General features: G+C 73.7%; 6 protein-coding genes. 2 read left to right on the forward strand and 4 right to left on the reverse strand.

Annotated features, from left to right (window positions below; genetic code table 11):
- Window positions 1-2 precede the first annotated feature (2 nt).
- A complete protein-coding gene (locus CK505_RS09970) occupies window positions 3-1,484 on the forward strand; it encodes a glutamate--cysteine ligase (protein ID WP_017832312.1) in 1,482 nt (493 codons plus the stop codon).
- Between the two features lie 46 nt (window positions 1,485-1,530).
- Here CK505_RS09970 and betT read toward each other — a convergent pair whose 3' ends face one another.
- From betT to CK505_RS09990, 4 genes are all read right to left on the reverse strand, one after another.
- On the reverse strand, window positions 1,531-3,789 hold the full coding sequence (betT, locus tag CK505_RS09975) for a choline BCCT transporter BetT (protein ID WP_095650969.1): 2,259 nt from the start codon (window positions 3,787-3,789) through the stop codon (window positions 1,531-1,533).
- Window positions 3,790-4,284: 495 nt separating this feature from the next.
- Window positions 4,285-5,181 (reverse strand): LysR family transcriptional regulator, encoded by an 897-nt coding sequence (locus CK505_RS09980; protein ID WP_017832314.1) that lies wholly within the window; start codon window positions 5,179-5,181, stop codon window positions 4,285-4,287.
- A gap of 65 nt (window positions 5,182-5,246) precedes the next feature.
- A complete protein-coding gene (locus tag CK505_RS09985; protein WP_017832315.1) occupies window positions 5,247-6,368 on the reverse strand; it encodes a glycosyltransferase family 1 protein in 1,122 nt (373 codons plus the stop codon).
- Window positions 6,365-7,522 carry an alpha/beta fold hydrolase gene (locus CK505_RS09990; RefSeq protein WP_095650970.1) on the reverse strand — a complete coding sequence of 386 codons (1,158 nt, stop codon included), beginning with the start codon at window positions 7,520-7,522 and terminating at the stop codon, window positions 6,365-6,367. Before CK505_RS09990 ends, CK505_RS09985 begins: the two co-directional genes overlap by 4 nt.
- Before the next feature lie 221 nt (window positions 7,523-7,743).
- Between CK505_RS09990 and leuS the strand changes: the two genes are divergently transcribed.
- On the forward strand, window positions 7,744-10,236 hold the full coding sequence (leuS, locus tag CK505_RS09995) for a leucine--tRNA ligase (RefSeq protein ID WP_095650971.1): 2,493 nt from the start codon (window positions 7,744-7,746) through the stop codon (window positions 10,234-10,236).
- Window positions 10,237-10,568: the final 332 nt, after the last annotated feature.

A 10,568-nucleotide genomic window follows, 5' to 3' on the forward strand; every position in this document is an offset into this window, starting at 1 on the left:
CCGTGGGCGAAGAGGTCAGTTCCCGCAGCTACACGCGCGAGCAGCGCCAGCGCTACCGGGAGAAGGTCCGTGCGGACCTCGACGTGTTCGAGCAGATGCTCGCCCGCGCCTCGTTCGAGTTCGACCGGCCCATGACGGGGCTGGAGATCGAGCTCAACCTCGTCGACGGGAGCTTCGACCCGCACTTCCACAACGACGAGGTGCTCGCCGCGATCGCCGACCCCGGGTACCAGACCGAGCTGGCGCGGTACAACATCGAGCTCAACGTGCCTCCCCGCCCGCTGCCCGGACGGGCCGCCCTCGAGCTCGAGGAGGACCTGCGCGCCTCGCTCAACGCCGCGGACGCCGCGGCCCGCGGGGTCGGCTCACGGATCGTGACGATCGGCATCCTGCCCACCCTGCGCCCCGAGCACTACGAGCAGGAGTGGATCAGCGACAACAACCGCTACACGGCGCTCAACGACTCCATCTTCGTGGCGCGCGGGGAGGACATCCGCCTCGAGATCGAGGGGCCCACCGGCGAGCGGGTCGACACCTGGTGCGACTCGATCGCCCCCGAGTCGGCGTGCACCAGCGTCCAGCTGCACCTGCAGGTCGCCCCCGCCCAGTTCGCGGCGCACTGGAACGCCGCCCAGGCGCTGTCCGCCCCGCAGATCGCCCTCGGCGCGAACAGCCCGTTCTTCTACGGCCGGCGGCTGCACGCCGAGACCCGGATCGCGCTGTTCACCCAGGCCACGGACACCCGCCCGGTGGAGCTGAAGAACCAGGGGGTGCGTCCCCGGGTGTTCTTCGGCGAGCGGTGGATCACCTCGATCTTCGACCTGTTCGAGGAGAACGTCCGCTGGTTCCCGGCGCTGCTGGCCGAGAGCTCCGAGGAGGACCCGGCCGCGAAGCTGCGGGCCGGGATCGCCCCGGACCTCTCGGAGCTGCGGCTGCACAACGGGACGGTCTACCGCTGGAACCGGCCGATCTACGACGTCGTGGGCGGCCGGCCGCACCTGCGGGTGGAGAACCGGGTGCTGCCCGCGGGCCCGACGATCACCGACGTGATGGCCAACGCCGCGTTCTACTACGGGGCCGCGCGCGTGCTGGCCCGGCAGGAGCGGCCGGTGTGGACCCGGATGAGCTTCCCGGCCTGCGCCGAGAACTTCACCCGCGCCGCCCGGGACGGCATCGACGCCCGGCTGTACTGGCCCGGCTACGGGGAGGTCAGCGCCGACGAGCTCGTCCTGCGCCACCTCCTCCCGCTGGCCCACCAGGGCCTCGAGGAGTGGGGGGTGGCTCCGGAGGTGCGCGAGCGCTACCTGGGGATCATCGAGGGCCGGTGCGTCTCGGGGGTCAACGGCGCGGTGTGGCAGACCCGGGCGGTCGAACACTTCGAGCGCCACGGCGCGGACCGGCCCACCGCCCTGCGCCGGATGCTGGAGGCCTACGCCGAGCACATGGACGAGAACGAGCCGGTGCACACCTGGTCGGTGCCCTAGGGGCCACGCGGGCGCCGCGGGGCGGGCCCCTGCGCCGGTGCGGGGCTCAGGTGCCGATGGGCTCCACGTCCTCGGCCCGCGCAGGGACCGGTGGCGGGACCGCATCGGCCGCGGCGGGCTGCGGGGGCGTCAGGACCGAGGCGTAGGCGTGCTCCGTGGAGTACCGCAGGAACGACAGGTGGGCCTCGTAGCGGTCCAGGACGTCGTTGATCAGCTGCTGCTGGGTCAGCCCCATCAGGTCGTAGCCCTCGCTGCCGGTCTGGGTGAACACCTCGAGCCGGTAGTAGACGTCCGTCTCCCGGGACATGCTGCGGGCCCCGATCATCGGCACCGGCGCCCGGACGGCCGCCACCTGGTAGTGGAAGTCCCGGTGGTCGGCCATGTTCACGACGAGCGCGTGCTCGTCGATGCCGGTCCCGGCGTTCGGGGTCGTGCGCAGCTCCGCCTGGTGGCCCAGGTCGCGGAACTCGTCGGCGACGTCCTGGAGCGCGGGTCGCACGACGCGCCCGACGAACTGGGCGACGGCCTTCTGCGAGGGATAGGACCGCAGGCGGGCCAGGCGCTGCCGCCACGTCTTCTCGGGGACCAGGCCGCCGTGGACCGCGTCGAAGCGCCGGCGCAGGGTCCGGCCCTCGCGCTCGGCCCGCTCCATCCGCAGCACCTTCGAGAAGGAGGCCATCACGAGGAAGGCGATGACCGTCACCGGCAGCGCGAAGATCAGCGTGGCGTGCTCCATGGTGGTGACGCCCCCGGCCACGAGCATGGCGATGGTGAGCACCGCGGTCAGCAGCGCCCAGAAGATCCGCAGCCACTTCGCCCCGTCCTGCGCCGGGTCGGGGATGGTCGAGGAGAAGTTCGACATCACCATCGCACCCGAGTTGGCGCTCGTCAGGTAGAACAGCAGCCCGGACAGGGTCGCCAGCCCGATCAGGAACGCCGCGCCGGGGAACATCTCGAGCAGTGCGTACCAGCCCTGCTCCGGGCTCTCCACGGCCAGCCGGGCGAACTCGGTGTTGCCGCTGAGCACCTCGTGCATGGCGGAGTTGCCGAAGACGGTCACGATGAAGAAGTCGCAGAGCACGGGTGCGGTGATGGCCGCGACGACGAACTCCCGCAGCGTCCTGCCCCGTGAGATGCGGGCGAGGAACAGTCCGACGAACGGTCCCCACGCCAGCCAGAAGGCCCAGAAGAACAGCGTCCAGCCGCCCATCCACTCCGAGCCGCCCTCCACGTAGGCGAACGTCTGCACCGTGCGCTCGGGCAGGGTGAAGACGAAGCGGCCGATGTTCTCGACCATGGCGTTGAGCAGGAAGGCGGTCTCGCCGGTGACGAGGATGTAGAGCATCATCGCGCCCGCGCTCCAGAGGTTGAGCTCGGAGATGACCCGGATGCCCCGGTCCACCCCGGAGGTGCAGGCCGCGACCGTCATGACGACGGCCACCAGCACGAGGGCGATCTGCAGCGCCAGGCCTTCCGGTAGCCCGAAGAGCCAGGCAAAACCGACGTTCAGGAGCACGACCCCGATGCCCATCGAGGTCGCCACGCCGAACACGGTGCCCACCAGGGCAAAGACGTCGATGACGTCGCCGGTGGTCCCGCGGACGCGCCGGCCGAGCAGCGGGTACAGGGCGGCCCGGATGGAGAGCGGCATGCCCCAGCGGTAGGCGAAGTAGCCCATGGCCATGCCCAGCAGGGCGTACATCGACCACCCGGCCACGCCGTAGTGGAACATCGTCCAGACCACGGCGTCCTGGGCGGCCTCGGCGGAGCGGGGGTCGGCCGCGGGGGGAGCGACGAACTGGGTGATCGGTCCGGTCACCGAGTAGAAGAGCATGTCGATGCCCACGCCGGCGGCGAAGAGCATCGCGACCCAGGTGAAGAGCCCGTACTGCGGGCGGGAGTGGTCCGGGCCCAGCCGGACGCTGCCCTCCTTGGAGAAGGCGACCCAGAGGACGAAGAGGATCACCAGGGTCACCGTGAGGACGTAGAACCAGCCGAGATTGGTCGCGATCCAGCCGACGACGTCCCGCATGGCGCTCGCGGCGTGGTGCGGGGCGGCCATCGCCCAGACCGAGAACGCGAGGACGACCAGGGAGGACGTGACGAAGACCCGCCAGTTGACGCGGGGCTCGCGGTCCTCGGCGAGCTCGGCCGGGCCCTTGCTCAGCTCGGTGCTGGAGATCGGGGGGAGCTCCTCGTGGGGAAGGCGTGAACGGCGGCGCACGGCCGCGCCGACCCGGTCCCGCTCGACCATCGCCCTCGACGGCTCGGGCTCCGGCCGCTGGTCGTCGTCTGCTTCCGTCACTCGATCGGTCCTTTCCTCGGGTGGGGCTGTCCGGGTGGCGCGGCGCGGTGCGCCGGCGACCGGGCGAGGACCTCTCGGAGACGACGCACCGGCCTGCTGCGCTCCTTGCCGCTGGTGGCCGTGCTCGTGCGGCGGCGGTGGCAGGCCCCCGGGTTCCGGGTCCGCCGGCTGCGGAGGGTGCCCGGTCCGGCGTGGTGCCGTGGCCGGCAACGGTGCGGGCCGTGGCGCCGTCGTCGTGCCGGGTCGCCGCGGGAGGTGCGCTCAGAGGCCACGGGGCGCTTCCCGTCCGCCGGGGCCGCCCGGGGTCGGTCGGGGCGGCGCGCCGGAGCACGGCGAGGGGAGCGGGCCCGGGAGGTCCTCCGGGTCGGCATGGGGCGTGCCCCCAGGATGCCCGCCGAGGTCCCCGCGCGTCCAACGATCAGAGGCGATCGACATCATCGGCAACCGCGATGGAACGACGGCGGGCCCCTGGATCCGCGCGGCGGCCCGGAAGGGTCAGGCGGGAGCGGGGTGCTGCAGGCTGTGGTCCCAGAACCGTTGGGCGACCTGGGAGATCCGGCCCCGGCGGTGGACCAGGACCGTGCTCCACTCCAGGCGGGGACCGGTGTAGTCCACGATCCGCACGTCCGATCGGCCGGTCACGACGAAGCGGGGAACCATGGCGATGCCGCTGCCGGAGGCCACGAAGTCCGGCACGGCCGTCAGGTCCGAGAGCTCCACCGCCCGCCGGCGGACCAGTCCCGCGGCGGAGAAGGCGCTGTCGACGATGTGCCGCACGGCCTGGCCCGCCGCAGTGTCGATCCAGGGGTGCTCGCTCAGCTCGGCCAGGGTGGGCGGGGAGGCGGCGTCCGCGGCCAGGGGGTGCCCGGAGGGCGTGATGAGCACGAGCGCGCCCGAGGCCAGCGGGGCGGTCACCAGGTCGTGCACCACGGCACGGGCGGGCAGGGACACCACGGCGAGGTCCAGCTCGTGGGCCCGCAGCCGCGTCAGCAGCCCCTCGGAGCCGGCCGGATCGGTTCTCAGCGAGACCTGAACGTGCGGGTGCTCGGCGGAGAACCCGGCCAGCATCCCCGGCAGGTCCAGATGGCTGATGGGGTTGATCGTGCCGATCCGCAAGGAGCCGCGCCGGCCGCCGTCGGCCTCGAGCACGTGCTGGCGCAGGTCCTGTCCGAGGTGCAGCCAGGCCGGCGCCTCCTCGGCGAGCACCAGCCCGGCCGTGGTCAGCCGGGCGGTGCGGCGGGACCGGTCGAACAGCCGGACGCCGAGATCCTGCTCCAGGGCCCGGACCCTGGTGCTGACGCTCGACTGCACCGTGCCCAGCTCGTCGGCCGCACCGGCGAAGGTGCCGGTCCCCACCACCGCGAGGAAGGCCTCCAGCTGTCTCGTCTCCACCGGTCCAGCGTAGCCGCGTGACGGAGGACCCGCAGGGGCTCGTGGACTCCGTTAGGACGGTCCGGTCAGGGGGAGCGGTGCCGGGAGCGGGACTCGTGGACGCCGCGGGCGACCGCCAGCAGCTCGCGCGCGGAGTCATCCCACGAGTAGGCCCGGGCCCGCTCGAGCCCGGCCAGCACCCGGGCGCGGGCCCGGTCCGGGTCCTCGAGGGCGCGCACGGCGGCGGCGAACCCGGCGTCGTCGTCGGGCGCGGCGTAGCCGGCGGCGCCCCCGGCGACCTCCCGGAAGATCGGCAGGTCGCTGCACACCACGGGCGTGCCCGCCGCGAGCGCCTCCACGAGCGGCAGCCCGTAGCCCTCGGCCCGGGACGCGTGCACCAGGGCGGCCGCCTCGGCGAGCAGGGCGGCGTACTCGGTCTCGTCCACCCCGTCGTGGAAGACGACCCGCGCCCCGTCCGGGACGAGGGCCTCCAGCTGGGCGCGGCGGGCCGGGGAGATCCGGGAGAGCAGGTGCAGCTCGTGGTCCGGGAGCCGGCCGGCCGCGCGCAGCAGGGTCTCCACGTTCTTGTACGGCAGGAAGGAGCCCATGTAGAGCAGCTTCCGGCCGCGCCGGGGCAGCCGTGCCAGGGCCTGCCCGGTGGGGAGCACGGACCCGGGCTGGGGGGCGTTGGGCACCACGTGCACGGGGCGGCGGGTGAGCCGGTGGGCGGCGATCAGCTCGCGGGTGGTGTCCGAGACGGTCACCACGGCGTCGGCGCGGTCCAGCAGGACCCGCTGGGGCCACCAGGCCCGGTGGTAGAGCCGCCAGCCCGCGCGCACGGCGGCGGGCAGGTCCCCGGGCGGCTGGGGGTGGTCGTAGTAGATGAGGTCGTGCAGGGTGAGGATCAGCCCGTGCCGGCGGCCCGCGGAGCCCATGGTCTGCATGGGGGAGAACACGACGTCGGGCGCGTACCGGTTGAGCACCAGCGCCGTGGCGGCCTCGGCGGCCGACACGGGGGAGGGCCCGGTGACGTGGGGGAGCCCCGGCAGCAGGGCGAGCTGGCGGGGGTCGCTGACGAGCAGGGCCACGTCCAGCCCTGGGGTCGCGCCGGCGAGACCGGCCACGGCCTCGGCCAGGCTCGCCCCGTAGCGGCTGATCCCGTCGTGGCGGTCGAGACGGGTGTAGCGGGCGTCCAGGAGCAGTCTCACCGGCGGCGTCCTGCCTGCTGGTCCCGGCGGGCCCGGTGCCCGCGGCGCACGATGCGCTGCAGACCGGTGAACGGGGCGGTGTCGGGGGCGGGGGCGTCGGCGGGGGGCGCCTGCGCGTGCAGCGCGGGCGGCCCGCCGTCCGGTCCGGGGGGCGGGCCGGGGACCGGCTCGGGGGCGGGGGAGGAGAGGAAGTCGTGGACGAGCTCGGCGGTGCGCCCGGGGGCCTCGTAGTGGATGAGGTGGCCCACGCCGTCGAGGACCTCGAGGCGGTGCCGGGGGATCCAGGAGGCCATGGTCCGCTGCGCGGCGAGCGAGCCCAGCTCGTCCTGGGCGCCCACGACCAGCAGGGTCGGCATGCTCAGCTGCATCGCGACCTCCGCGACGGTGTGCGAGACGGAGGCCTCGTAGGCCTCCAGCAGCACGTCCCGGTCCGCGAAGGACGAGAAGTAGGCGCGGTGCTGGTGGCGCACGTAGCCGCGCACCCGGGGGTCCTGCGACTTGGTCATCACCCCGCTCATCGCGTCCGTGACGAGCCAGCTGGAGAGCAGCCGCCGGCCCAGCCGCCGGGGCAGGGCCCGGCCCAGCCGGTAGTAGCCCACCGTCAGGCGGCTCAGCAGCGCCTGCTCGCCCTCCAGCGCGGGTTCGCAGATCGGGTTGACGAGCACCAGCCGCTCGACCATCGCCGGGTGCGCGGCGGAGAAGTGCGCGGCGACCACCGAGCCGAAGGAGTGGCCCAGCACGGCGACCCCGTGCGGGGCGCCGTCGTGCACCGCGCCGTCGGTGAGGGTCTCCACGAAGCCGCGCAGGAACTCCGCGTACCCGGCGATGTCGTGGGGCCGGTCGGGGAAGGGCTCGGAGCGGCCGAAGCCGGGCAGATCGGGGACGACCACGTGGTAGCGCTCGCGGAGCCGGTCGGCGACCAGCTGCAGGCCGTGGTGGTCGCCGCGGAAGCCGTGGACCAGCACGAGCAGCGGCTTGGGGGTCCGGTCGACGTCGTAGAACCAGTAGCGCACCTTGTGCCCGTCCAGGACCATGCTGCGCCGCTCGGCCCAGGGGTTCTGCACCGCGCTGTCCGGGACGTCGGCGTCGCGGCCCGTGCCGGTGGGCCCGCCGCCGTCCGTCGCGCCGTGCCGTGCGCCGGCCGCTGCCGCCATGGTTCCTCCCTGCGGGCCCGGCAGGCGCCCGGTGCGTCCCGGCCCGCTGTCGATGCTAGCCCCTGCGGGCCGGGGGGCCGGGCGGCGCTGGGCTAGGATGGGACGGATTCCACCACCGTCGGCGCACCGCCGGGCATCCGTGATGCCCGGGTGCCGCACACGCGACCGCGCGCCGCCCGTTCCGGGGCCGGCGGCGGTCCACGACCGCGAAGGCGAGGACCGTGACCGAACAGCAGCACACGACCGAGACCACCGGGTACGACTTCCGTGCCATCGAGGCGGCGTGGCCGTCGTTCTGGGCGGAGCAGCAGGTCTACGCGCCCGTCGACGACGGCTCGCGGGAGCGCCGCTACGTCCTGGACATGTTCCCCTACCCCTCGGGCGACCTGCACATGGGGCACGCGGAGGCCTTCGCGATGGGGGACGTGGTGGCCCGGTACTGGCGCCAGCGCGGCTACGACGTGCTGCACCCGATCGGCTGGGACTCCTTCGGGCTGCCGGCGGAGAACGCGGCGATCAAGCGCGACGCCCACCCGGCGGAGTGGACCTACGCCAACATCGAGACGCAGAAGGCCTCCTTCCAGCGCTACGCGATCAGCGCGGACTGGTCCCGGGAGATCCACACCTCCGACCCCGAGTACTACCGGTGGACGCAGTGGCTGTTCCTGCAGTTCCACCGCAAGGGCCTGGCGTACCGGAAGAACTCGCCGGTCAACTGGTGCCCCAAGGACCAGACGGTGCTGGCCAACGAGCAGGTCGTCAACGGGGCGTGCGAGCGCTGCCACACCCCGGTGACGAAGAAGGCCCTGAACCAGTGGTACTTCAAGATCACCGACTACGCCGACCGGCTGCTCGACGACATGGCCGCGCTCGAGGGCCACTGGCCCGAGCGGGTGCTGGCCATGCAGCGCAACTGGATCGGGCGCTCCGAGGGAGCCCACGTGCGCTTCGCCATCGAGGGCGCCGGCGAGGGCGGCACGGACCGCGAGGTCACCGTGTTCACGACCCGCCCCGACACGCTCTACGGCGCCACGTTCTTCGTGGTCGCCGCGGACGCCGAGCTGGCCGGGCAGATCGTCGCCCCGGAGCACGCGGCGGAGCTGGCCGCCTACCGGGAGCAGGTCAAGGCGCTGTCCGACATCGAGCGCCAGGCCACCGACCGGCAGAAGACCGGGGTGTTCCTGGGCCGCCACGCCGTCAACCCGCTCAACGGCGAGAAGCTGCCCGTGTGGGCCGCGGACTACGTGCTGGCCGACTACGGCACGGGCGCGATCATGGCCGTGCCCGCCCACGACCAGCGCGACCTCGACTTCGCCCGCACCTTCGACCTGCCCGTGCGCGCGGTGCTCGACACCGGCGAGGAGGACCCCGCCGTCACCGGGACCGCCACCACGGGCGAGGGCACCCTGATCAACTCGGGCGAGCTCTCCGGGCTGGAGAAGACCGAGGCCATCGAGCGCGCCATCGGCCTGGTCGAGGCCGCCGGGACGGGCAACCGCCAGGTCAACTTCCGGCTGCGCGACTGGCTGCTGTCCCGCCAGCGCTTCTGGGGGGCGCCCATCCCGATCGTGCACTGCGGGGCCTGCGGCGAGGTGCCGGTGCCCGAGGAGCAGCTGCCGGTGCGGCTGCCCGACGACCTGCGCGGCGAGCAGCTCGCGCCCAAGGGCCGGTCCCCTCTCGCGGCGGCCGAGTCCTGGGTGCACGTGAACTGCCCCTCCTGCGACGGCCCCGCCCTGCGCGACACCGACACCATGGACACGTTCGTGGACTCCTCCTGGTACTACCTGCGCTTCGCCTCCCCGAACGACGAGACCGCGGCGTTCGACCTCGAGCAGACCCGCAAGTGGCTGCCCGTGGACCAGTACGTGGGCGGCGTGGAGCACGCGATCCTGCACCTGCTCTACTCCCGGTTCTTCACCAAGGTGCTCTTCGACCTGGGGCTCGTGGACTTCACCGAGCCGTTCAAGGCGCTGCTGAACCAGGGCCAGGTGCTCAACGGGGGCCGGGCGATGTCCAAGTCCCTGGGCAACGGCGTGGACCTGGGCGAGCAGCTCGACCGGTTCGGCGTGGACGCCGTGCGCCTGACCATGGTCTTCGCCTCCCCGCCGGAGGACGACGTGGACTGGGCCGACGTCTCCCCGCAGGGCTCCCAGAAGTTCCTGGCCCGGGCCTGGCGCCTGGCCCAGGACGTGACCGGCGACCCCGGGGCCGACCCGGCCGACGGGGACCTGACCGTGCGCCGGGCCACCCACCGGGCCGTCGACGACGCCGCCCAGCTGCTCGACGCCGCGAAGTTCAACGTGGTGATCGCCAAGACCATGGAGCTGGTGAACGTGGTCCGCAAGGCCATCGACTCCGGCTGCGGGCCCGCCGACCCCGCCGTGCGCGAGGCCGTCGAGGCGGTCGCGGTCCTGCTGTCGCTGGTCGCCCCGTACACGGCCGAGGACATGTGGCACGCGCTGGGCCACGAGGGCTCCGTCGTCGTCGCCGGCTGGCCCGCGGTCGACCCGGAGCTGCTGGTGGACGACACCGTCACCGCCGTGGTGCAGATCAAGGGCAAGGTCCGGGACCGGCTCGAGGTGCCCGCCGACATCGGCGAGGACGCCCTGCGCGAGCTCGCCCTGGGCTCGGAGACGATCCGCCGCCAGCTGGGTGACGCCGAGATCCGCAAGGTGATCGTGCGCGCGCCCAAGCTCGTCAACATCGTGGCCTGAGCCGCCGCTCCCGCACGGGAGCACGACGACGCCCCGCCGCTCCCGGCCCCCGGCCCGAGCCCCCGCCCCGCACCCGGGGGCCGGTGCCCGGACCGGGGGCCGGGCCGGTGTTCAGGCCGGTGTCCGGGCTCCACAGTCCTGCTCCGGGCCCGCGCGCGTCCCCAGCGGGGCCCCGTTCGGCGCGTGGGACCGGCCGGCCGGGGTGGGCTGGGGCCATGACCGGTACCGTGCCGCGCGCCCGACGGCGAGCGAACCCCACCCCGCCCGCGCCCGTCGTCCCGCCCGCGCCTTCCGCGCCCGGCGCGCCTGGTGCCGGTGCCGGGCCCGGCCGT

The organism is Kocuria sp. WN036 (assembly GCF_002287015.1).
Classification (GTDB): Bacteria; Actinomycetota; Actinomycetes; order Actinomycetales; family Micrococcaceae; genus Kocuria; species Kocuria rosea.